A 21,141-nucleotide genomic window follows, 5' to 3' on the forward strand; every position below is an offset into this window, starting at 1 on the left:
TCGGACGGGAGACGACGACCGTGCGAACCGTGTGGGATCGGGAGAGGATCGGAGAAACGCGCCCCTGAATGGGCCATCGTGTACGCGTGCGACGCCGTGATCGTCGATTGCGATCTCGATGAGGTCAACGATATGGGACGCAAGAGGTGCCTGAGAATCGGGATCGGGAACGATGACGCGTATCGAGAGCGACGCGCGTCCGCCTCACAGACCATCGGTGACCCGGTGCCAGAGGAATGGAACGTAGAAACCTGTTGAAAGCTGCGGGGGCGGTCGGGATCACGAGTTTCCTCGCCGGCTGCTCGCTGTTCGACTCCGGGTCCGACCGAACGGAGACCTCTCAATCAGAGACGACACCGTCCCGGCTTTCGGGTTCGGAATTCGAGACGGTCGTCAAACTCGAAGACGTATCCGCCGACATAGAGGGTGACGAACCGATAGATACCGCCATCGATTCGCACCTCACGGACGGCACGCTCGTCACCGTGCCGGGGGGCCGACACCGGATCGGATCGATCACAAAACGCGACATGTCGAACGTCGGGCTCGTCGCAGCGGACGGCGCGACGCCGACATTGGTTCCTGACCGACCCGTCTCCGAGCTCACGGACGACGAACTTCTCGTCAACATCCGAGGGTCGGACATCCTGTTCGGCGGGTTCGATCTGGACTTCACCCGCGGTTCGGACTACGGCGGACGTGTCCAACTCATCGCCGAGAGCGGCGATGTCTCCGTATTCGATGTCACTACGAAGGGACAACTGGCCGGGAACGTCGACGGCTACCGCGTGGAAGCACACTCGGTGGATGGCGTTGCGACGGTGGACAACGTCAATATGCGCGACGGAGCCGTCGAAGGTCAGTCGGCGACCGGGATATTCGTCGGCCCGTCACACGCCGGCGAGATCCACATCCGCAACTGCGACATCTGGCATTTCCCCAGCAAGGGCATCTACGCGTCCAATCCCGCCCACCCCGATGTCGGAGAGGGTGGAACCGTCCACGTAGAGGGCGGACTGTACAAGAACAACAACGACTGTGACGTCCGCGTCGGCAGCGCGGGCTCCACGGTCAAAAACATCGTCTCGGTCAAGCAGGACACTCGTCAGGGCGAGACCGTCACGTGGGAGAACCCGATTCCACGGCGGCACTGGGACGGGCGAAGCAATGTCATCCAGACTCGATCGATCCGACTCAAACACGGCCAAGACGTCCTCATCGAGGGCTGCGAGTTCGTTCACGACATCGGCCAGGGCGCCGGAGCCATTACGGGTGAAAGCACTCACGGAGGCGGAACGACGATTCGCGACTGCCGCATCTCGGTGAACGACGCCGAGATTTATCCGATACTGCTGAAGGACGGAAGCGGTGACGGATTCGAGATCGAGAACGTAACGATCACGGGGACGGGCGGGCGCGGCGCCGCCATCCGCGTCGAAAACGGTCGCGACGCCACCACCATTCGGAACTGTCGAATCGAGACGGAATCGGGCGACGGAATCCAGATGGAGCCGGGAAGTGGCATCACGATGGCCGCGACGGAGGTCTCCGTCCCGGGCGAATGTATCACCATCGACGATGCCGACCGGTCCTTGTCCGAACTTCCATACACCATCGAACTCGAGAGGGTCGACGACGGCCCCGGAGAGCTATCCCTGTTGGTTACGGGCGACTTGCAGTCGCTCGGAACCCTCTCGAACGTATCGCTTTCACCGAGCAGCGTCGGCACGCAGGTGATCGGAACGATGGACGACGCCACCGTGAGATTTGAATTTTCTGGCGATATCAGGCGACTCTCTGCCGATTCCTCTGTGGTCGTCTCGATCGAAACATAATTGTGCTTTACGTGATCTCGTCGATCAACCCGAACCCGTTTTTGAACCGCACACGGTTCTCGAACCCGTGGGCGTCGAGTGTCGCGACGATCGCCTCGCCAGCGTCGATGTCGCATCATCGAAACAGGAAGCCCGATCCTCACCGAGGCAACGCCTGTGGCTGAGTAGGATGGGATAGTTCACAGCCAATCCGAGATTGATACGGCCGTCTCGGTAGCACAGGCATGGCTCGCGGCACATCTGGAGACTGCGAAACACAGTTCGATCGAGACATCAGAGGGTCTCTCTAGAGTGTCCGTTTTTTCTCAACGTCTGCAAGAGGCACCCGAACACTAATTATGAACGCGATCATATTATCGAATGCATAATGATCAACAGAGAGCGAGAGTTGCAGTGGCTCACGTCACATCTTTCTCGAAAAGAACGACAGCTACTCGTGCTGTATGGTCGACGTCGAGTCGGAAAAACGACGCTGGTGACGACTGCACTTGAGGAGTTGGAGGTGACTTCGGTATACTATCTGTGTGATCAGCGTGGGTCGCATCATAATGCGCGGCGTTTTGCGGCTCAGTGTGCCGAGACGTTCGATGATGTCACGCCGGCTGTCGAGGATTTTGCAGAGGCGTTTCAGTATCTCACAACCCGTGTTGACGGACCGTGTGTCGTCGCACTGGACGAGTTCTCGTATCTCGTAGCAGATGACGAGACCATTCCTTCGGTGTTTCAGACAATTATTGACGAAGTCCTCGACGAGACGAAGATCTCTCTCGTGCTGTTGGGGTCATCGATTTCGATGATGGAAGATGGTGTATTGAGCTACGAGAGCCCGCTGTACGGTCGCCGCACCGGGCAGTGGGAGCTCGCTCCGCTGTCATTTTCAGATGCTCGCGCATTCTTTCCGAACACAGGTATTGAGACGCAGATCCAGATATACAGTGTTCTGGGCGGGATTCCAGCCTATCTCGAACAGTTTGATACCGAGCAGAGCCTCTTCGAGAACATCGAACAGGCTATCCTCTCGAAAGGTGCGTTCCTCTATGAGGAGCCACAGTTCCTGCTCCGGCAAGAGCTTCGCGAGCCCGCGACATACATAGCGATCCTCGAAGCTATCGCCGGTGGAGCGACTCGTGTCACCGAGATCGCCAACGAGATCGGCCACGATGCAAGCAGCCTCTCTCGATACCTCCAGAACCTCACACAGTTGGCGATCCTTGAGCAAGAGCATCCAGTCACAGATCCAGACGGTCGTGGGCTGTATCGACTGACAGATGATTTTCTTCGATTCTGGTTCCGGTACGTGGCAACGAATCAGGGAACGCTCGAGCAGGGACGGACGGAACCAGTCCGGGCGGCGATCGCCGACACACTCCCGAGACACACGAGTCGGACCTTCGAAACTGTCTGCCAGCAGGCGGTTCAGACATCCGGATTTCCCGTCTCCTGTTCGCGGGTCGGTCGCTGGTGGTACGACGGCGAGGAGATTGACGTCGTTGGGATCGATCAACAGACAGATACCCTGTTGCTCGGTGAGTGCAAATGGACGTCAGCACCCGTCGGTCGTGCGTTATTCGACGAGCTCACAGCACTCGAGTCAGCGGTCCGGTGGCACGGAGACGACCGGAACGTGAGGTATGTGCTCTTCTCGCGTGCCGGGTTCACCGACGAGTTACAGTCAATCGCTGATGAGCGTCCTGACTTATCTCTGTACGGGCTGGACGATCTCGCTGGCCTGTTTGAGTGACACCCTCTCACTCTTCTCATCCTCTTCGCTCGTTCCTTGAGGAAGGGTCTTAGATCCTCAAGTCATTGACATTCTCTCTGCCCTGAAGAGTCGGTGAGAAATTGGCGCACAGACCTTCCGATCGAGCTACGACAAGCCGAGTTCGCGAGCGGCGTCCGCCGAGATAGTCACTGCTCGCTCGCCGATCGACACGTTGCCCTCGACACATTCGCCGATCAGCGCGTAGAGGTCTTCGAGGTACGACGCCGGGCGTTCCTCTTGGACGCGCGTCGTCGCCTTCCCTTCGAGGTGTGCGCCACGGTGTGCGACGTACGTCTCCACGAATCGCTGCCGGATCGGCTCGGGACTCTCCCAGACACTCGCCGGGACGGCGTCGAGAGCCGTCTTCATGCCATGCGGTGCGCCCATGGCGACGAGACACCGGCCGAGGACGGAGGCATCCGTCGCTGGGTATAGTTCGGTCGCGCGTCCGTCACTGTTGACGTGTCGTTGTTGTGTGTCGACGCCGACCGCCGCGAACGCGTCCTCGATCGTCGCGTGATCGACCCGGCGCCCGGTCGAGATTGCCGGGACGAATCGCTGGTCGACACTCCCACCTGCGAGGACGTGCGCGAGCAGCTCGACGAGCGCACCGGCCATATCACAGTCGGGATCGAGCCAGCCATTCGCACTCGCCGTCTCGATCCCGCGCACCGGATCGGGCTTCCCGCCGCTGAGCCACGGTCGAACCCGCCCCGCCGGTAGTTCGAGTGCGGTCCCCACGGCCGTCCGGCCGGCCTTTGGATGCTCGGCGGCGTACGCTTGCACGCGCTGGTAGTCCTCGACCTTTTCCCACGGGTCGGGGTAGACGCGGTCGGAGTAGGTCCGCGCGATCGAGCGCGCCGTCGGTTCCATATGCAGTCTGTTGACAGCCTGAGAGATACGTCTTCCGGGCTCGTTCTCAAACCGGAGATTCGGGCCGATGTGTTTATGCCTGTACTCGGCGTTAATTGATCCATACCAACAGACAAAGCGAGGATCAGGGTGGCGGGACCACCCGACTCGGCTGCACAGTGCAGGGCGCCTCAATGGGCACCTGTTTCTCTGCGCCCGAGTATGGTTAATCTTCGTATCTGTCTCGTTGGAGACACAACGAAACTATGAACCCCAAATCAGCATTTCAGGACAGTGAACGGGCCGTCAGCCCCGTTATAGGCGTTATACTCATGGTCGCAATAACTGTAATTTTAGCGGCTGTGATCGGGACGTTCGTACTTGGGCTCGGTGACCAACTTGGCGGGTCAGCTACTGCCGGCGTCACTGTTGATGGCGATGGTACAACTAATGTCACCGTCACCCTCACCAACACTGGGACAGCCGAAAGCATAAAAGTCGTTAATAATAGCGGTGGTACAGTTACTCCCAGTCGCGGATCTGATTCGCTTAACAGTACTGGAGCTAGTGCTTCATTCGATAGTACCGTTACCACCGACCCTAACGATCCAGGAGATTACAACGTGGTTGCGGTTGGACCGGGTGGAGAGCAGTCAGTTCTCCGTTCGTTCACTCTCGCAGCAGAAGCAGAGTAATCAACCAGCCTGGTCTGCTGACCATTTTTGAAGCCGACGGCCGAATTCCCGTGTTGCCTCTGCTACTGGATTGGGTGCGACATCCCCGAACCTGAGCGTCGACGAGGAGTAGGTGAGCACCGATTTTTCTGACGTAGTCGACGGAACAACTCTTTTTCTTGATATATCCCGGAACGATCCCGCGTCAGACACGTTTCTCGGGAGTTTCCTATCGGATCGAACGTGCCGACGGCATCGGGGTTGGCGTCCGGCGGCGCGGGCTGTGTGGTCCCATCAATCCGCTCACCGATCACAACGACGCCGATAGCTCTCCCCCACGAGTGTGTAGCGGGAGAACTCAATCTCCAGTACCTACGTTGAGCGAGCCCAGAGTTGCTCCCTCGACCGCTATTTTGTGCCAACGGGTGATCACCGCTCGGGTGATCACCTGAAGTTGGGTTTCTTCGCCGAGAAACGATGGCTCAGCAGCTCCGGCGTCCGGTGGTGGATGGAAGTGCGCGTCGGGTGCGTTCTCTTTCGGGTGGTTGTCGAATCGAAAATCGATCCCGTCGGGCTCCGTGTAGTGATAGCGGTATGTCCCACTCTTCCACCACGTAATCTCCATTCGGCCCGGTGTATCCAGCCCGGACGAAAATTCAACGACGAGTTCGGTCGGATTCACCGGATCGTCGACTGCCGCAGAGTCGACAAGTGGTTCCTCGTTCACGAGTACGTCCCGAATCTGCTGAAGCACAACGGAATCGACGGGCCCAACAGGGCCGGCGATGTCGCCGGCCATCAGTCCTGTGTCGCCGCGCCAAGGTCGCGGGCTCGACTGTAGTTGATCGCGGCTTGAGCAATGTGGAGGTTCCGTTCAGTCGTCTGCCACTCAGAGACTGCCTCCCATGCCCCTGTAGAGGGATTGCTCTCCAGCGAAGTCGCGAGTTCCTCCGGAGACACGGCGTCGTACGTTTCCTCGAAGTCCCGAATTCGCTGTTTCATTGTCTGGACGTTTTCGATCAGGGCCTCTCTACTGTGGTCTGTCGATAGCTCCCGGAGCCTCTGGTAGAGAAGCGTGTCCTCGTTGCGCGTGTACTTCGTTCCAGTACCGTCTTCTATTGCAGTCGCCGTTCCAACCTCTACGAGCGAGTTGAGATGTTTTCGCGCAGTCGGCTCGCTCACAAGGGCTTTATCGGCAATGTCGCCCGCGGTTTTCGGCGATGTCGTTTGTTCAATCGTCTGGTGGACACGCTCTAATGCTGTTGTCGACCGCTTCCACCCGTCACGGGCGCTACTGAGCGTCTCAGGATCGGAGTCGGAACCCATAGGGGAAAGTCCGTGCTCGATCATAATATATGTTTCTCGGAGAAATTATTGTTGTGCCAGTAGGTGGCTCCAGTATTCTTGAGACAGCGACAGGGACTACGGACGCTTCACCGAACAGCAAGGCGGATGCCTGCGACTAGTCACGACGGAGTGAGTGCGTCACGGATCGTCTGGGCGTCGATCTGGCCGTCGGTCACCACCTCCGAACAGCCCGGCGCAGTGAGATCGTACTTTGGAAGCGCTGTGTTCGGGCTGAGCAGGTCCGCTGGGTCAAGTTCGATCCGCGCGCGCCCCGACGCGGGACTCGCGAGGTGATCGACGACGGTGTGTCCAAGCGGGCGTTTGGTGACGACCCAGATGCTCGCATCGGGGTCACACGCCGCCATCGCATCGGCGTCTTCGAGCACGCCCGCGACAGATCGTGTGTGGAGGGTTCGCCCTCGACACAGACGCGTGGCTGGCTGTCGGCATCGAGTCCGGCGATATCGACACTCTTGCAGATACCGACTCGGCGTAGATATTCTCTGATCCCGGTCACCTTGGCTGGCACTTCCAGTGGCAGTGGGCCGAGGGTTTGCCGCTAGACGTCCTCAAGTAGTGAGCGTGCTCGCTGGACGTAGCTGTTCGCGTTCCAACTTCGAGCGATGCTGATGTTCTCGAGGAGAGTGCGTGCCTTCTCAGGCGTCAATTGCTCTGTTCGAACGAATACCGAGAGCAGTGTTGGCGTCGTCACGAGTCGCGTATCGACCAGTGAGGCGTGAATGAGACCAAGACGATTGAATTCATCACAGAGGAAGAGCGTGGCATCTATTTCGTTTGCAAGTGTAATGGCAGCGTTTTCGCCATCATCGAGTGGGAACTCGGTATCCAGATCTACTGATCGGACTGTGAGCTCAGTAGTTCGATCAAGGACTGCGGTTGCCGCTTGCCCATGCTGATCATCGTACGAAGCAATCTCTTGGAGTTCTTCGACGACCGCTGCCGGGATGAACACATCATAGTGGGTGAAACAGAGTGAGAGTGGAGTTGGGTCGGAGTTCGAAACGATACCCAGACTCACGAGAGCAGATGTGTCTGCGACAAGCGCTACCATCTATGCGTCGGCGACCTCGTCAATGAAACCGTCGTCCAGCTGCTGTTTCAACACACGGAGATTGGCAGCTTTTTCGGCCCCAACGAGTGCTTTGAGCTGCTCGTAGGCGATCTCGTCGTCGTAGTACGCAGCAGCGATCTCTTGGATGAGTGTATCGTCGTGCGTCGCGTCTTGGAGATACTCTCGAAGCGCAGTGACGAGGATGTCTGTCCGATCTTCTCCGAGAACTGCGGCGAGTGCATCAGCCCGATCGATGAGACGATCGGGGGCTCGAAATTGTACGCGCTTTTTCTCGGCGCTCATTATGTGTACAATGTGAGCCAACGTACTTACGTGTTTTCGTGTGTACGATGTGAGCCACTTTGTGAATAGCAGCGAAGAAGCAGCACGAGACAGTTGTTTCGCCTCAGTTGCGTGGATCATACCATAGATTGGTCGCCGAAAACGAAAACGGCGACTTAGCTACTTCGGCACCTACTATTCAGGCGTTGGCTTTCTCTTCGATCTCGTGTACGGTGGTGGCATACAGTCGCCTCGCCGTCTCAACGTGTGCTGGGGTGACCGTTTCGGAGTGTTCGAGTCGCGCACTCGCAATAGCGAGTCGTTCGAGGATGTCTGTCGTGGCGGTCCGCATCGATGACCCTGTGTTATCGGCTCCGGTACACCTTGCGGCTTCAGATGCGGTATACTCCCGCTCAAGATGGTCGCGGGCCTCCGTGGTGAGTGTTGTTGTCAGCTGTCGGGCGTAGTTGAGATACGCGCCGGCGAACGCGGGCTCAACCGGCTCAATCTGATTCGGTGTGGCGCTGTTGAGCCAGCGATCGGTTGTGAGATCAGCGGTGACCACAACATCAAGTGCCGTCGCTAGTTGTGGGACGATCTCGGCGTAGTTATCATCGCGCTGATGGGGGCCAGTACACCAGGTCATGGTGATGGCTCCCGGCGCCGAGTGGGTGTCCTCAGCAGTCCATGTCGGGACGTTGCCAGTCCGCATCCCTTGTGAAATTGCTGTCTGGAGTTCTGGGTCAGCAAATCTGATCGTCGAATACACCGTCAACGCGGTCTGTGGATCTGTGAGGGGGCCGCCAGCGTTTGTGTACATGGCAGCGGTTCGGTCGGCCGCTTCACAGGGGATGAGACCGACGGCACCATCAGTGACGGTACGCAGTTCGGCAGCTATGGACCTCGATGAGTATCGTCTGTCGAGTCCGAGACCGAGATGAAGCGGGCGTCTCTCTTGTGTGACAGCTGGTACTGGCGCACTCACGAATTGCAACAAGAGTGCTTCTCCAACTCGTGGAGGGATAGCATTTGGAGTGAGTGTCAGCGCAAGACGCTGTCGCGTATTCGGATCGGCTGCCAACTCGGTCCCTGTTGTCTCACTAGTTTCCATACGTGTTCAACGTATAGCCGGGTGTTGTTTGTAGCGTGTACAGTGAGTTCCGGTAGCACACGTGACCGTCTCCATCCAGATACACCATATTGCGGGATCGAGACGAGTGACTCCATTGACATCCTCCCACGGCTTCACAGTAGGTGCCGAAGTAGCTGAGTCGTTGCTGTGTTGAATAGCGTCCTCTGAGTCGAAACAAAGTGTCCTCCACTTTAGGATCACCTACAGCAACCCCTCACACGCTGCTTCTCATTCCGGCATTTGCTGATGGCACCGCTATTCAACAGAGCAATCGGAAGTGCAGTGTGGTGGGCTGTTCCCTTGTCGAGTGCTGTAGCTGTCGCTGTGCGTTGCTGCATCTCCAACCAGTCCGCTGTGTCGCCGTGGTTACACCCGCTACGGACGGTGGTCGAAGCGCTGTTTCGGTTGGGCGTCGAGGGCTGTCGAGGCGTCACCAGCGGGGCGCTGGTGGGTTCCCTGTTTGATGGCCCCGCCGCAGATAGTGAACGTGCCGTGGCCCGCGTGGACGCGTCGTCGACGATCCATTGCCGGTGGCCGTCAACGTGAACGGCGCTCACGCGCGGTTCTTGGCGAGTCCGGAACGTGCCTCGTGGCGGTCGATGTTCATTCGCTCCAGATGGCGACGATCCGCTCTTCGATCTCGTCGAGGACTAGCGTCAGCACGTCGCGATGGTCTGTCGGCCAAGAGGCGTCGTTACCGGGCGTCGGGGCAGCGGGCGGGGGGTGGAAGTGGTTTCGTGTGTTGTGGGGATTCGGATGGCGGTCCCACCGGCATTCCCAGGCACTCTCGGGGTGCGTCTCTCGATACTGAATCTTGAAGTCGTCATTCGTGTACCAGCGGACAGCCAGGACCGCCTCGCTGACGGTCGCTGGATAGTACGATGATACGAATGCAACATGAAGTTCGAGGTGGCCACTGGCGTTCGTGATAGTCGCTTGTTCGACTTGCTGTGTCGCTCGGAGACGCGTCTGGAGGAACTCGAGTATCGGCCGATCGATGGGAGCAGGGCTCCCGCCATCGCCTGTTGGTGGCACCATCCAGCGAGCTACCCCGAGGCCTGTTCGCCGTCGGCGCTGGCACGTTGCTGGCGAGCGCGTTCGTAACGCTCACGTTCTTCCCGTGCGGTTGCCCAGTCGGCGAGGTCACTGTACACGGCGTCGATCGTTCGTTCGTCACTCGCCTCCGCCATAGCCACGGCGTCAACCGCAGCCGGTGTTGCGGCATCGTACGTGTCCTCGTACTCAGCAACTCGCGTCGTCAGCTCGTGTACGCGTGCCTGTAGTTCTTCGATAGAGTGGTCTGCGGCGAGTTGGTTGATGCGTCGCCATTCGAAGTATGCGTCGTTGCGTTCATAGGTGGTTGGATGACCGTCATGGCGTGTCGCGATGCCGAGATCCGAGAACCAGCTAAGGTACTTTCGGGCGGTTTTCGGGTCACACTCTACTCGCTCGGCGATAGCACTCGCCGTCGATGGTTCCCGAGTCTGGAGGATAGTTCCATAGATACGCTGTTCGACGTCGTCCCCGCTAAACGGGTCATCGAAAGAGGGGGGCCCGTCTGTGGACGCTGTGTCGGGCATACGCGCTCTTTCGAGGCTACAGATATAATTCTTTCTTCGAGGAATAATTTCCTGAGCCGAGTATTGTTCTAGTACCTGCTGGTTGGAACCGAGGCGTGCAGCTACCGCCTGGTCAACAAGGTCGCTGTCAATACGGCCTTGCCAGAAGTCGATGTCTTCGTGGTCAATCGACTGGATGGCCCATGGAACGATCCGACTTTCATCTGGTGTTCCACCACGAACCCAACTCGTCTCTGGAATCTCCATCAGTCCATCCATCCAAGATTTCGATGTCAACGTTAGCGAGATATATTGGTCGCCGTGGAACGGACGGCCTTCGTGGTTCGAGAGAATGAGCCAGGGCCGAGCGTCCTCCTCACCGTTGAACGGATCATCTCCATAGACGATGTCGCCACGCTCGAAAATTGGAGCCTTTTCGTCGGTCACTGTTCGTCCTCGACGCTTGGGTGAGATTCATCAGGTGCATGCTCACGCCACGCCTCCGGGTCTTCCGCACCAAGTTGGTCGTTGAACAGGGCGGTCGCCCGCTCGTACCCGCTGTATCCTTCGAGGCGCTCTGTGTCGGTAGTCACCGCCCAGTACGTCGCCTTGTGTTCGACCAGACTACGGTCTTTCAACCGTGAGAGTGCGGTGCTGACCGCCCCTTCATCGACGCCGATCTGGGAGGCGATTTCGCGGGCCTTGAACGCCCGATCCTCGTTGGCAGCGAGAAACCCGAGAACCTGATCTGGGACCGAAAGGCCCGCAAGCTCTTCCTTGCTCGTGTTTTCGAAGGTGTCTCGGTCAATCGACATTGTTGACTAGGAATACGGCATCGACTGTAAAAAGCGTTCGGCGTGAAAGTAATGAAAATGTTGAAAGGGATGACTCATCCACCCCGTTGGATGGGGAGACAATCTCGAATCTGACGGGACCCAACTGCTGTCTGGAGAGGGTTTAGCTGAATTGAGGCGCTAAGCCCCCTTCCTCAGCGAGCGCCGACCTCCGACGGAAGCGCCGTGACTTCTTACACAAACTCTCGGCGTACTACGCACGAGAGTACGACCTCGTGGCGGTCGAAGACCTGAACGTGAAGGGGATGATGGAGTCGCCGTCGAACAGCCACAACACGGCGTCGGCGGCGTGGCGAACGTTCCTCTCGTTGCTCGAATACAAGTGCAAGCGAGAGGGGGCGCACTTCGTGGCGGTCAACCCGAGAGGGACGACCAAGGAGTGCGCGTCCTGTGGCGTCTCGACGGACAAGCCGTTGTGGGTCCGCGAACACTCTTGTCCTGCCTGCGGGTTTGAGGCGGACAGGGACGCGAACGCGGCGTGGAACATTCTTTCTCGCGGCCTCGAAGATGTAGAAGTGGGATACTCCGAATCAACGCCTGTGGAGACTGCGCTCCCTGTGGATACATCCGTATCTGCAAAGCGCGTCGTGGAAACAGGAAGCCCCGACCTCAAGGAACGAGCCGCGCCAGCGGCAAGTGAGTAGGTCGGGGTAGTTCACATGAGTCTCCCCGAGCGACAATCCGAACTCAGTTCGATTTTGTGTCGTCCCCACACCGTGAACACGTTTTCGAGGTGTTCCACACGTTCTCTTTCAGCACCTCAACACCGCGCATCTCACCTTTGTATTCGAGGTACTGGTAGAGACGGTCGAACGGCCACGAGTGCAGTCTCTTGTTCCCGGTCTTGCCCCAGTTTGTCCCGGCGGGCGATCATGTCGGTTTCGAATCTGAAGAGTCATTTTTGCCCAAACGTAATTACCCAGCGCAACCGTAGGTATTCCATGGCAACCGAAGATATCTCAACTCGACTTGCACAGCTCAAGCCGAAACTTGAGCAGGAGTATCCGATCAGCGAGCTGGGTATCTTTGGGTCGTATGCGCGTGGTGAACAACAGCCCGACAGCGACCTCGACATACTCGTCGCGTTCGAAAAACCAGTGACATTGTTCGATCTCGTTCGGTTGGAAAACGAACTGACGGACGAGCTTGGTATCGAGGTCGATCTGGTGACGAAAGATTCGTTGAAGCCACGGATAGAGACTCGCGTTAGTGACGATCTCGTCTTGGTATGACAGCGGTTCTGGACTATCTAGATGATATTCTTGACGGCGTTGCGAAGATCAAGCGATATACAAGAGGGATGACCTACGAAGAGTTCGTTGACGACCCAAAGACAGTCGACGCAGTACTCCGGAATTTTGAGGTGATCGGCGAGGCAGCGAAGAACGTTCCTGATGATATCCGTCAAGAGTATGATGATGTGCCGTGGTCAGAAATGGCTGGAATGCGTGATAAGTTGATCCACGGATACGCAACCGTCGAATTACAAATTGTCTGGACAACTATCCAAGAAGAGGTGCCAACCTTAGGAGCACAGATCGAGTCCGTTCGAGACGAAATTGAATGACATCGCAACGCACAGTAATGTAGTGAGGTCCTCCATGACGTTCGTAGTGAACACTTCAGGACCGACCATGGCTACACAATCCGAGAATGCTACGCCCATCTCGGAAGCGCAGGCATGGTTTGCGGTACATCCAGAGTCTGCCAAAAACAGCTCGATCGAGACGTCGGAGGGTCCTCCCTAGAGCGCCCCTTCTCGCGGTTGTTACGGAAAATCGAGGAGAAAGCCTCGCGCTTTACAGTGGTTGCCGAATCGGCCCGTATCAGTCACCGATCGGGTGTGAACAACGGTCTTCAGTTATATACGTAATAAAGAGATATATAAATAGAATACACCGAGTTTGATGACCAGTATCCTCGATATGAGACGTGTTGTGAGGTTCGGCAACTACTGTTTAGCGCGGGGATGAATCCGACAACAGAGACACTAAACACGAGTTTTATAACGCTTGACAGTATATTGTAACGTAAGCACACCAGGCGAAAATTGGAGTTGGATTGGGGTCTCCGTCAACAAAAAGCAACCCTGCGTCGGATGTTCTACTCGCCCTTCGCGGGTGAGTCAGGTCGATGGCACGGCCTGTGAGGTGCAAGCAGATACCCAAGCACACCACGCCTCCATTCGGAGGCCTGACGCACTACTCACAAACCACAGCCGAGACCCCGGTGGTCTCGGTCAGGGTGCCTTCGGGGGCACACGACCGGCGTGCTGTCCCACGAAGGAATCCTCCGCTTCAGCGCGGGGAGGATGTCAATTGCTAGGTCTTTCGCCTGAAGCGACTCCGTGACCCGATCCCACTCTTCGGGATACACCACGTCGACGCGCCAGCTCTTGATGCCGATCACGTTGAGATCCTGCACACCCACCCCACCGCTTCCGCTGTTAGCACGAGCGGACACCACTGTGATCAGGACAACCGACGGAACTCCGATTCACGCGGACTCCAATAATGTCGATAATCCACTTCGCACCGCCGAAACGGACTGCTCCAACCGGTGTTCGTTGTACTTCCCACCATCCTTCCCCCGATTGTGTTCTGTCGAACTCGTGATTCCCAATTGTGCCAACTCGCCTAGGTAGTCACGGACCGACCGTTCTGAAACCGGACTCACCCCTTCTGAATGAGCGACTCTCCGATATGTGTCTACGACCTCACGCGTTCGTGCCGGCGTTTCACCACGTTCGTGGAGGAGTGCTAGTGCGTACAACACGAGTTTTCCGTGCTGGGAGTAGTTCTGTATCCCCTCGACTACTTGATCCATCTGAACACGCTCCCGGGCTTTCTGTACATACGATTCGGTTACAACATCGGAACCACTCTCGCGTGCGACGTCGCCGGCCTCCAAGAGGAGATCTAAGGCTTTCCGTGCGTCACCGGAGTCTTTCGCCCCGTAGGCTGCACACATCGCGATAACCCCGTCTTCGAGGACACCGTCTTGAAAGGCGACCCGTTCACGCTGTTCAAGTACGAGCCGGAGTTCGTCTGCATCGTACGCGCTGAAGGAAACTTCCTTTTCACAGAGTGACGACTGGACCTTCGAAGACAGTTGTGTCCGGAAATCCAAGTCGTTCGAGATACCGATGACACCGAGCTTCGCATCACAGATGTCACCGTTCGAGCGAGCGCGCGACAGTTTGTAGAGCAGCGAATCGTCTCCGATGTGATCGACTTCGTCAAGCACAATGAGCACCGTCCCCCCGCTCGCATCGAGTTCGTCGAAAAGGAATTCATACACACTCGCCTGTGGATACCCTGTATTGGATATCTGCCGTCCCGGCTCACGTAGTTCGTTGACTAGCTTCACACCCACTTGGTAGGATGTGTTCAGCCCGTCGCAGTTGACTTCGATCGTTGTGAGCTTGAGTTCCGGCACGTTGGTTGCGTCCCTTTTGAGCGTACGGAGAAGATAGCGCGTGGCTGCAGTCTTTCCGACGCCGCTCTTTCCATAGAGAAAGACGTTCGAGGGAGTCTCGTTGTTGATGACCGGCTGGAGGGCCGCGTGGTACCGGGTGAGCTCTTCGTCGCGCCCGACGAGACTATCTGGCGTCCACTCTTCGAGAAGCGCCTCCCGATTCTCGAAGATGGAGTTATTCGGTGTGAACGAGAAGTCACCCATATGAACAGTATCTAGTTAGTAGTGTATAAAACCATAACTTCTTTTGTTTCCGTTGTTACGCTTATTTATGTACTCTTGATCCCCACTGGTTCCGCTGTTAGCGTCACCGTGTCTCGTATCCATCTGTATCCCTGGTGTACTTCACTCGGTTCGTGGATGGATCTGTCTCTCTATACTAACAGCGGAAGCAGTGGGGTTGTGTGCGCGAGCGCACCGCCCAAAGAGATTCACGTTAACAGCGGAAGCAGTGGGGTGAGTATGAGTATCACAGACTACCGTTTTGGGGACACACACGCTCTGTTTTCACTCCCCGTTTTTCCACCGTAACAGCGGAACCAGTGGGGTGGGGGTATTCCACGAAGTCTCTGGGTTCGTCCTCAAACCTAGAAACATGTGATGACTTGATATCCTCTCTGCGCTGAAGCGCGAGGATTTCTCCCCGGCTTTCCGTGATTTCTGCGGCCTGTCACGACGGAGTGAATGCGTCACGGATCGTCTGGACGTTGAGCTGGCCGTAGGTCATCACCGCCGAACAGCCCGGCGCAGTAAGATCGTATTTCGCAAGGGCCGTGCTCGGACTGAGCAGATCCGCCGGATCAAGGTCGATCCGCGGGCGCCCCGATGCGGGGCTCGCGAGATGATCGACGACGGTGTGTCCAAGCGAGCGGTTCGTGACGACCCAGATACTCGCATCGGGGTCACACGCTGCCATCGCATCGGCGTCTTCGAGGACACCGGTCGACAGATCGTGAGTGGAGCGTTCGACTTCGACGCAGACACGTGGCTGGCCGTCGGCATCGAGTCCGACGACGTCGATCCGGGCTTCCGATTCAGGGGGCACCCAGTAGCGTTCCACTTCCTCGATCGGGAGGTCCGGGTCTTCACAGCCTGTTTCTAGCGCCTGTGCCGCCAACTCGACGCCTTTGATGTGGAGGACGGACTCGGCGGGGTCGCCGCGTTTGGGCTCGGGTGGATCCCCGCCATTTCGCAGCCGTTCGAGGAGGGTTCGTGCTTTGGATGTGAGGTTATAATAATCGCCTTGGAGATCCGACTGGAGCGTGATATAGCCCGCCTCAACGAGGGCTTCTTTCGGTTCGGCACCCGTGAGACCGACCGCCGCACGGAGCGGGTACATCGATTGATCGCGGACATCCCACGCTCGGTGATCGATCGCCCGGCGGCGGGCCCGCTCGACAAGCCGCAGAAACATGACTTCGGTGATCGAGAGCGGGCACAACTCGATCGCCTCAGTCGTGACTGTCTCGAGGCCGATCTCGGTGATCGGGAGATCACACGTCGAGAGATCGATATCGGGCTCACAGTGCCGAATCGCCGCACGCAGTTTTGGGAAGCTTACGAGGAACTCCTCGCCACAGTCAGCACACCGCAGTGTGTCTGTGGCGTCGTCGTAGGTGGCGCCCGGTGGAATATCGACGGCTGGGAGCCAAAGTGTGTGCGTGAGTCCGCGGGTGATTTTTTCGGTGTCAGTCGTTGACGGCGTCTCCGTCGATGCCGTGACGACCCGGGTGTCGTTACGACTCCGCGTGCGACAGGCATCGATCGCGTCCGCACACGCCTCACGGCGAGCCGGCGAAAGCGCGTCGTGTTCTGGGTGTTCGGGGTGGCTCTGTGGGAGTGCTCCCGCACTGATGACAAACGGATCCGGAACGGCGTGCCCGCGGTGTGGCCGGAACCGGACGAGCCAGTCACCTGCCGGGATGCGGCCAACGAGATGTTCGGCTTGTCGGGCGCTGTAGGGTCCTCTGGCGATTGCGTGTGCCATCGCGGTATCGGATTGTGCCGTGAGGACTGTCCCAACGTTGGTTTCGATGTGCGATTGGGCTTCCTCACCAAACTGTGCCAACTCTTGGCTCATCAGATACAGCGAGATGCCGAAGGCGCGCCCCTCGGAGAGCAGATCTAACAACACGTCACTATCTCCGAGGACGTGCGCTTCATCGAGGTAGATGTTTGCGAGCGGCTGGTCGTCGCGTCCCTGATCGAGTTGCCGCAAGCGCCCGGCAGCGAAGACGCGGGCGGTGATCGTCCGAATGATTAGTTCCCGGTGGGGCGCATCAAGCCCGGCCGTATCGATGATGATGACCGCATCGCGGTCGAGCGCGTCGACGACATCGAACTGGTGGGTGGGGTCATCAGGCGGCGTGCCAACGGCGTTCGCCAGCAGCTCATCACGAATCAACGGCGCAAGTCGGCGGCGAGCCCCACCGACGATCGCCCGACGCGTCCGTGCATCGGCGCTTGTCTCTGCCTCGAGATACGCTGCGAACAGTGGGTCGGAGACTGATAGTGAGAGCGCCCTGTTTTCGACATCACCGAGCCGTTCGAGTAGGTCCTGAAGCGAGACGGTATCAGCACCAGCCCTGAACGATGCCGTCAGTAACGTTTGGATCAGTTCCAGTGATTGCCCGGCACTCTCGAAGGACTCCGGAGAGTCGGCTGCACTCTTCAGCACCTCCATGCCGGCGTTGACGACGATCTCGATCAGCCGCGAGCGCCCGATATCGAGGTCAGCGTCGAGAAACGGCCGCAAATCCCATAAGGGAAGTCGCAGCATCTCGGTCGACGCTGTGATCACCGTGACGTCTTCAAGTGTCCCCGTCTCGTGATACGCCATCGGCAAGAACCCATCAGCAAAGCCACCCTTCGGGTCGACGACGATGTCGATCCCGTCGGTCGCTTGCATATTCGAGAGGACTGCCCGCTGGGCGGTGATGGTTTTGCCGGTGCCCGCAGCAGCGATGTGGGCGATATGCCGGCGTTGGCGGTCGAGCGGGACGCCGATTGAAACAGGAGACCCGCTGTCTGCAGTGTACACCTCACCGATCTGTAACGGAGCGTCTAAATACGGCGCTAACGTGTCAGGTGAGGGAGTCTGATGGCGTAGTGAATCAACCGTCACGTTATCAGTCATGTATCTATCTTGCTCCACCGATGAACCAGCCCAGATCTGACTCACAGACGCGTGGCATTCCCGGTCTTCCTGACAGCGAAAAATACCGTTGGAGCATCTCTGTTGGAGCGATTTTGGATGCCTGTATCACGCTCCACATTCCAGTTCCGAACGCTCTCGTATCCGGGTTCTCCAGCCGTTCACGAACATGTGCTGGTTCGCGCGCAACCGTAATGAAGCCGGTTTCCGACCGTTTAGTCCCAAACGGAGCAAGCACGTTTGCTGCCGTGCGATCCGGGGACAGACGGGCTTGCCGTGCCGATTGCGTGGTTGGTTGGCCGACTGCGGCTGTGACGCCAACACCGTAGATACGTTCTTCTGTGGTGCGGACACGGTCACCGTCCTCGTCAATGGACTGCTCGTGTGTCGGTGTTGGGCCGTGCTCTTCCGTAGCGTGGTTTGTCTCCCGTACCGGGACATCTGTGGTGCCCAGTGATACGATCAGCACCTGTAGATAGATGTCATGCGGACTGGTACGCATTCGCGAGACGGCCTCACCGATTGTGCCCGCGGCGGAATCAATGTGTGTCTCGAGTGATTCGGAGCCGCCGGGAATAGGGATGCGTGACGGCGGTGACTGGGTTGTTTTGACTGTCAGTGTTCTGGCAGCGATAATGTCACCGAGTGACTTTTGCAGCGAGACTGGATGAGTGATGTCTTGACGCTGAGCAGTGTCGATGAGCGGTGACTCCGCGGTGATCGACTGGTGGGCTGCGGTGTCACTCTGTTCGGGGATGACCTGTGCGACTCCCGTCGTTGTTTGGCCGGGGGTCGGACCAGCTCCCGGCGGTGCGTGAAACCCGAGTGTAACGGCCAAATTCCCCGGCAGGTTACAACTCCCTTGCTTGAATATCAAGTCGTGTAGCGAGTAGTCAGCGAGCTTCTCCGGCTTGAGCTGTACGACCGGTGGGTTGAGAGATGTGGGGGAGTTACTCATCGTTTGGAGTGATCCGACGCCGAGTCTTCGTCCACACGGCGTTGGTTCTGTCTCGGATGTGACGTGCCCACGAGACACCCCGGCTGACGCATGCGTCCAAGAGTGACGGCTGGTTAGGATTTTTGCGCCGGTGGGCCAGATTCTTGCGCTTTGCGTGCCCAATCAAGGTGATAAATCCGACACCCCGCCACAGAATGAGCTCAGCATAGACGTACACCACGGATGCTAGGAGAATACTCAGCCCCAGCACCACGATAATGAGAGCCTTTTTGGACAGGATCCACAGGCCAGTGCTGGGTATCACCATCCACAAGATCAGGAGTTCTAGTCCCAGCAGAACCACCTCTGGTGGGATGTTTTTTAACCAGTGGGGCAGTCCGCTTTCATCCGTGCTACTCATCTGACTCTCCCTGATTGCACCAGATCCGAGTGGACTGATGAGGATTGATTACTGTCGGATTGCTCCTCGTGGTTGTTTGATCCGGATCTGTGAGAGACCCAGAGCTGACTGTACATCCAGTGTCGACTGACGCATTATGCTCCTGTTGCATTCTTGCAGTAGATGCGTACTACAGTATGGCTTATAGTTCTTTTGCAGGGGAATGATACAGAAATAGTATTAAAATCACCTTTCTCGTTCGGAATTGTACTTGATTTTATGCTATAAAATATGTATTTATATCTGGGGCTTCTTCTTGTTGTACTCAACCACCGTACCGTCGATATTTTTGGAGGTGGAAAAGAAGATGAGAGTATGAATGTAAATCATCCAATTGACGAAGAGACACTCATGAATACGCTTCGTCAACACATCACAGACATCACCGAAGATCCAGATCTGGGTATTAAAACGGAATTAAACAACGAATCACAGGTGGTCAACAGTGATTTGAAAGATACTCAAAAGACACTCCAAAAAAATCTGAAGTATATTCTCGGGTGTACGATGACTGGCAGTGATGATATTCACCTTCTCTGGCAGTCATCGAGTTATGTTATTTTTGACGATCGTGATGGAATACTCACTGAAGGGCTCAGTGACAACATTAATTTTGAATGTGATCTCTCACTTATTCACAAGCTCCATTCTAGAATGGCAAATAAGATTTTCAGGAGCTTCACTGAGAAACCCCCCCGAGAGGGAGATACATGGATAATCAACGTACCACAACACTGGGCTCATGCGACCCAGTCCATGGAGACACTACTAACTGAATTGATCAAAAAAGGAATTTCCCCAACACAGGCGCTTGATTATTGGATGGTCGAAATTCAAAACAAGACCATTCCAAACTGGGCGACAGAACGAGAGAAATCAACACAGACGATTCGGAAGAACATCGAAAAAGCCACAGAACGTATCAACAGAGATAGTAGCAGCCTTGAATTTGACGCCGATCACTATTTCAAATCGGTGTATGACGGCCGATATACAACAGAAAACCGGCGCATAGTTTCAGTGAATGGTCACCACTTAGATCCACGGACTGACCTGTATGATTATTCATCATCCGGCAGTCTAAGTTGGGGGTATCGTGGTGCAGGCCCAACGCAATTGGCAGCAGCGATGCTCTCTGATGTAATTGGTGCGAATCAGGTTAATCACGACATGATTATAAGCTTTAGAAAGTTTTGTAACAAAAAGATGGGAGAGAGTGATCAATGGCGCATCGTCGAAGATGAGATTTTAGAGTGGTACAATGAATATTCCGAAGAAGACCCTCCTTAAGTGATGTTCTTTCTGCTGTGGTCAGCTGTCCAGGTGTTGTAGTTTGTCATCGGTTGCTGTCACAACTCAGAGATTGACAAGCCGGCAGAGATGATCCCGTGCCGTATTCGGGGAAACGGCAGCCTGCTCCGCGATCCACGATGCGGATTGCGGCTCCGAGAGCATCATCGTCACTGACTTCACTCGATCAAACGCCGATGTGTGTTCTTTCCAGGTCTCCATCCAGTCCGGGTCGTCGGGTGGGTTCGCAGGTGACATACGCTATGGTACTAGATCGACAGAAATAGTTCTACTCCCACGCAAATTATAGAGGGCAAGGAGAATACCCGCGCCTCTAGGCGCGGGATGAATCCGACATTTTGACCGACAATCCACCGGCGACATTCCAGTCGGATATGCCACGCGGTCGTTAGTCTTAATCAGGACTTTCTCATAATCGCTAGTTGTCCACTCT

At 56.8% G+C, this 21,141-nt stretch carries 20 protein-coding genes and 3 pseudogenes; 7 read left to right on the plus strand and 16 right to left on the minus strand.

Annotated elements, in window-relative coordinates; all coding sequences use genetic code 11:
- The first annotated feature begins 236 nt into the window (after positions 1-236).
- Both ACP96_RS13895 and ACP96_RS13900 read left to right on the plus strand, forming a co-directional pair.
- Positions 237-1,835: a right-handed parallel beta-helix repeat-containing protein gene (locus ACP96_RS13895; protein WP_050033758.1), complete on the plus strand. Its 1,599-nt coding sequence runs from the start codon at positions 237-239 to the stop codon at positions 1,833-1,835.
- Positions 1,836-2,202: 367 nt separating this feature from the next.
- Entirely contained in the window at positions 2,203-3,576 is a 1,374-nt protein-coding gene (locus tag ACP96_RS13900; protein WP_050033759.1) for an ATP-binding protein, read from the plus strand.
- Between the two features lie 126 nt (positions 3,577-3,702).
- Here ACP96_RS13900 and ACP96_RS13905 read toward each other — a convergent pair whose 3' ends face one another.
- The gene (locus ACP96_RS13905; protein ID WP_050033760.1) at positions 3,703-4,470 is read right to left on the minus strand and encodes a hypothetical protein; all 768 of its coding nucleotides are present in this window, start codon (positions 4,468-4,470) and stop codon (positions 3,703-3,705) included.
- Between the two features lie 245 nt (positions 4,471-4,715).
- Here ACP96_RS13905 and ACP96_RS19620 point away from each other — a divergent pair, with 245 nt between their 5' ends.
- Positions 4,716-5,144, plus strand: a complete 429-nt coding sequence (locus tag ACP96_RS19620; RefSeq protein WP_082222567.1) for a type IV pilin — start codon at positions 4,716-4,718, stop codon at positions 5,142-5,144.
- Positions 5,145-5,481: 337 nt separating this feature from the next.
- Here the strand turns inward: ACP96_RS19620 and ACP96_RS13910 are convergent, their stop codons facing one another.
- From ACP96_RS13910 to ACP96_RS13945, 10 genes and pseudogenes are all read right to left on the minus strand, one after another.
- Positions 5,482-5,922, minus strand: coding sequence for a hypothetical protein (locus tag ACP96_RS13910; protein ID WP_050033761.1), 441 nt, complete (start codon positions 5,920-5,922; stop codon positions 5,482-5,484).
- Positions 5,922-6,449: a winged helix-turn-helix domain-containing protein gene (locus ACP96_RS13915; protein ID WP_050033762.1), complete on the minus strand. Its 528-nt coding sequence runs from the start codon at positions 6,447-6,449 to the stop codon at positions 5,922-5,924. Before ACP96_RS13915 ends, ACP96_RS13910 begins: the two co-directional genes overlap by 1 nt.
- A gap of 140 nt (positions 6,450-6,589) precedes the next feature.
- Positions 6,590-6,856, minus strand: a complete 267-nt coding sequence (locus ACP96_RS13920; protein WP_050033763.1) for a hypothetical protein — start codon at positions 6,854-6,856, stop codon at positions 6,590-6,592.
- A gap of 173 nt (positions 6,857-7,029) precedes the next feature.
- Positions 7,030-7,542 (minus strand): hypothetical protein, encoded by a 513-nt coding sequence (locus ACP96_RS18045; RefSeq protein WP_082222568.1) that lies wholly within the window; start codon positions 7,540-7,542, stop codon positions 7,030-7,032.
- Complete coding sequence (locus ACP96_RS13925; protein ID WP_050033772.1) at positions 7,543-7,845, minus strand: hypothetical protein; 303 nt, start codon at positions 7,843-7,845, stop codon at positions 7,543-7,545.
- A 178-nt stretch (positions 7,846-8,023) separates the two neighbouring features.
- Positions 8,024-8,644, minus strand: a complete 621-nt coding sequence (locus ACP96_RS18050) for a hypothetical protein (protein ID WP_161785365.1) — start codon at positions 8,642-8,644, stop codon at positions 8,024-8,026.
- A gap of 915 nt (positions 8,645-9,559) precedes the next feature.
- Positions 9,560-9,994, minus strand: a complete 435-nt coding sequence (locus ACP96_RS19940) for a hypothetical protein (RefSeq protein WP_082222570.1) — start codon at positions 9,992-9,994, stop codon at positions 9,560-9,562.
- 8 nt (positions 9,995-10,002) lie between these two features.
- Positions 10,003-10,536, minus strand: coding sequence for a DUF7342 family protein (locus tag ACP96_RS13940; RefSeq protein ID WP_050033774.1), 534 nt, complete (start codon positions 10,534-10,536; stop codon positions 10,003-10,005).
- A 96-nt stretch (positions 10,537-10,632) separates the two neighbouring features.
- Positions 10,633-10,962: pseudogene (locus tag ACP96_RS18055) on the minus strand (type II toxin-antitoxin system PemK/MazF family toxin); the annotation flags it as partial.
- A complete protein-coding gene (locus ACP96_RS13945; protein ID WP_050033765.1) occupies positions 10,959-11,330 on the minus strand; it encodes a MarR family transcriptional regulator in 372 nt (123 codons plus the stop codon). The pseudogene ACP96_RS18055 and the gene ACP96_RS13945, both read right to left, overlap by 4 nt.
- 182 nt (positions 11,331-11,512) lie before the next feature.
- Here ACP96_RS13945 and ACP96_RS18060 point away from each other — a divergent pair.
- A pseudogene (locus tag ACP96_RS18060) lies at positions 11,513-12,013 on the plus strand (RNA-guided endonuclease InsQ/TnpB family protein); the annotation flags it as partial.
- A 46-nt stretch (positions 12,014-12,059) separates the two neighbouring features.
- On the opposite strand, the pseudogene ACP96_RS18065 reads toward ACP96_RS18060, so the two are convergent.
- A pseudogene (locus tag ACP96_RS18065) lies at positions 12,060-12,227 on the minus strand (zinc ribbon domain-containing protein); the annotation flags it as partial.
- 83 nt (positions 12,228-12,310) lie between these two features.
- Between ACP96_RS18065 and ACP96_RS13955 the strand changes: the two are divergent.
- Together ACP96_RS13955 and ACP96_RS13960 are read left to right on the plus strand one after the other, a co-directional pair.
- Complete coding sequence (locus tag ACP96_RS13955) at positions 12,311-12,601, plus strand: nucleotidyltransferase family protein (RefSeq protein ID WP_050033767.1); 291 nt, start codon at positions 12,311-12,313, stop codon at positions 12,599-12,601.
- Complete coding sequence (locus ACP96_RS13960; RefSeq protein WP_050033768.1) at positions 12,598-12,936, plus strand: HepT-like ribonuclease domain-containing protein; 339 nt, start codon at positions 12,598-12,600, stop codon at positions 12,934-12,936. The genes ACP96_RS13955 and ACP96_RS13960 overlap by 4 nt, the downstream gene beginning before the upstream one ends.
- A gap of 638 nt (positions 12,937-13,574) precedes the next feature.
- Here ACP96_RS13960 and ACP96_RS18800 read toward each other — a convergent pair.
- The 3 genes from ACP96_RS18800 to ACP96_RS13970 form a co-directional block, all read right to left on the minus strand.
- A complete protein-coding gene (locus ACP96_RS18800; protein ID WP_154020479.1) occupies positions 13,575-13,793 on the minus strand; it encodes a hypothetical protein in 219 nt (72 codons plus the stop codon).
- Positions 13,794-13,865: 72 nt separating this feature from the next.
- Positions 13,866-15,050, minus strand: coding sequence for an orc1/cdc6 family replication initiation protein (locus tag ACP96_RS13965; RefSeq protein ID WP_050033769.1), 1,185 nt, complete (start codon positions 15,048-15,050; stop codon positions 13,866-13,868).
- Between the two features lie 466 nt (positions 15,051-15,516).
- On the minus strand, positions 15,517-17,886 hold the full coding sequence (locus tag ACP96_RS13970) for an ATP-binding protein (RefSeq protein ID WP_050033770.1): 2,370 nt from the start codon (positions 17,884-17,886) through the stop codon (positions 15,517-15,519).
- A gap of 1,742 nt (positions 17,887-19,628) precedes the next feature.
- On the opposite strand from ACP96_RS13970, the gene ACP96_RS18805 reads away from it, so the two are divergent.
- Positions 19,629-20,687 carry a DUF6166 domain-containing protein gene (locus ACP96_RS18805; RefSeq protein ID WP_154020481.1) on the plus strand — a complete coding sequence of 353 codons (1,059 nt, stop codon included), beginning with the start codon at positions 19,629-19,631 and terminating at the stop codon, positions 20,685-20,687.
- 66 nt (positions 20,688-20,753) lie between these two features.
- On the opposite strand, the gene ACP96_RS20050 is transcribed toward ACP96_RS18805, so the two are convergent.
- The gene (locus ACP96_RS20050; RefSeq protein WP_449272143.1) at positions 20,754-20,945 is read right to left on the minus strand and encodes a DUF7342 family protein; all 192 of its coding nucleotides are present in this window, start codon (positions 20,943-20,945) and stop codon (positions 20,754-20,756) included.
- Positions 20,946-21,141 lie beyond the last annotated feature (196 nt).

This window comes from Halorubrum halophilum (assembly GCF_000739595.1).
In the GTDB taxonomy this organism is placed as follows: Archaea; Halobacteriota; Halobacteria; order Halobacteriales; family Haloferacaceae; genus Halorubrum; species Halorubrum halophilum.

Coding starts and splice junctions, on each gene's coding strand:
- ACP96_RS13895 (WP_050033758.1), top strand. CDS start 237: ATGGAACGTAGAAACCTGTTGAAAGCTGCGGGGGCGGTCGGGATCACG.
- ACP96_RS13900 (WP_050033759.1), top strand. CDS start 2,203: ATGATCAACAGAGAGCGAGAGTTGCAGTGGCTCACGTCACATCTTTCT.
- ACP96_RS13905 (WP_050033760.1), bottom strand. CDS start 4,470: ATGGAACCGACGGCGCGCTCGATCGCGCGGACCTACTCCGACCGCGTC.
- ACP96_RS19620 (WP_082222567.1), top strand. CDS start 4,716: ATGAACCCCAAATCAGCATTTCAGGACAGTGAACGGGCCGTCAGCCCC.
- ACP96_RS13910 (WP_050033761.1), bottom strand. CDS start 5,922: ATGGCCGGCGACATCGCCGGCCCTGTTGGGCCCGTCGATTCCGTTGTG.
- ACP96_RS13915 (WP_050033762.1), bottom strand. CDS start 6,449: ATGGGTTCCGACTCCGATCCTGAGACGCTCAGTAGCGCCCGTGACGGG.
- ACP96_RS18045 (WP_082222568.1), bottom strand. CDS start 7,542: ATGGTAGCGCTTGTCGCAGACACATCTGCTCTCGTGAGTCTGGGTATC.
- ACP96_RS13925 (WP_050033772.1), bottom strand. CDS start 7,845: ATGAGCGCCGAGAAAAAGCGCGTACAATTTCGAGCCCCCGATCGTCTC.
- ACP96_RS18050 (WP_161785365.1), bottom strand. CDS start 8,644: ATGTACACAAACGCTGGCGGCCCCCTCACAGATCCACAGACCGCGTTG.
- ACP96_RS19940 (WP_082222570.1), bottom strand. CDS start 9,994: ATGGTGCCACCAACAGGCGATGGCGGGAGCCCTGCTCCCATCGATCGG.
- ACP96_RS13940 (WP_050033774.1), bottom strand. CDS start 10,536: ATGCCCGACACAGCGTCCACAGACGGGCCCCCCTCTTTCGATGACCCG.
- ACP96_RS13945 (WP_050033765.1), bottom strand. CDS start 11,330: ATGTCGATTGACCGAGACACCTTCGAAAACACGAGCAAGGAAGAGCTT.
- ACP96_RS13955 (WP_050033767.1), top strand. CDS start 12,311: ATGGCAACCGAAGATATCTCAACTCGACTTGCACAGCTCAAGCCGAAA.
- ACP96_RS13960 (WP_050033768.1), top strand. CDS start 12,598: ATGACAGCGGTTCTGGACTATCTAGATGATATTCTTGACGGCGTTGCG.
- ACP96_RS13965 (WP_050033769.1), bottom strand. CDS start 15,050: ATGGGTGACTTCTCGTTCACACCGAATAACTCCATCTTCGAGAATCGG.
- ACP96_RS18805 (WP_154020481.1), top strand. CDS start 19,629: ATGTATTTATATCTGGGGCTTCTTCTTGTTGTACTCAACCACCGTACC.
- ACP96_RS20050 (WP_449272143.1), bottom strand. CDS start 20,945: ATGTCACCTGCGAACCCACCCGACGACCCGGACTGGATGGAGACCTGG.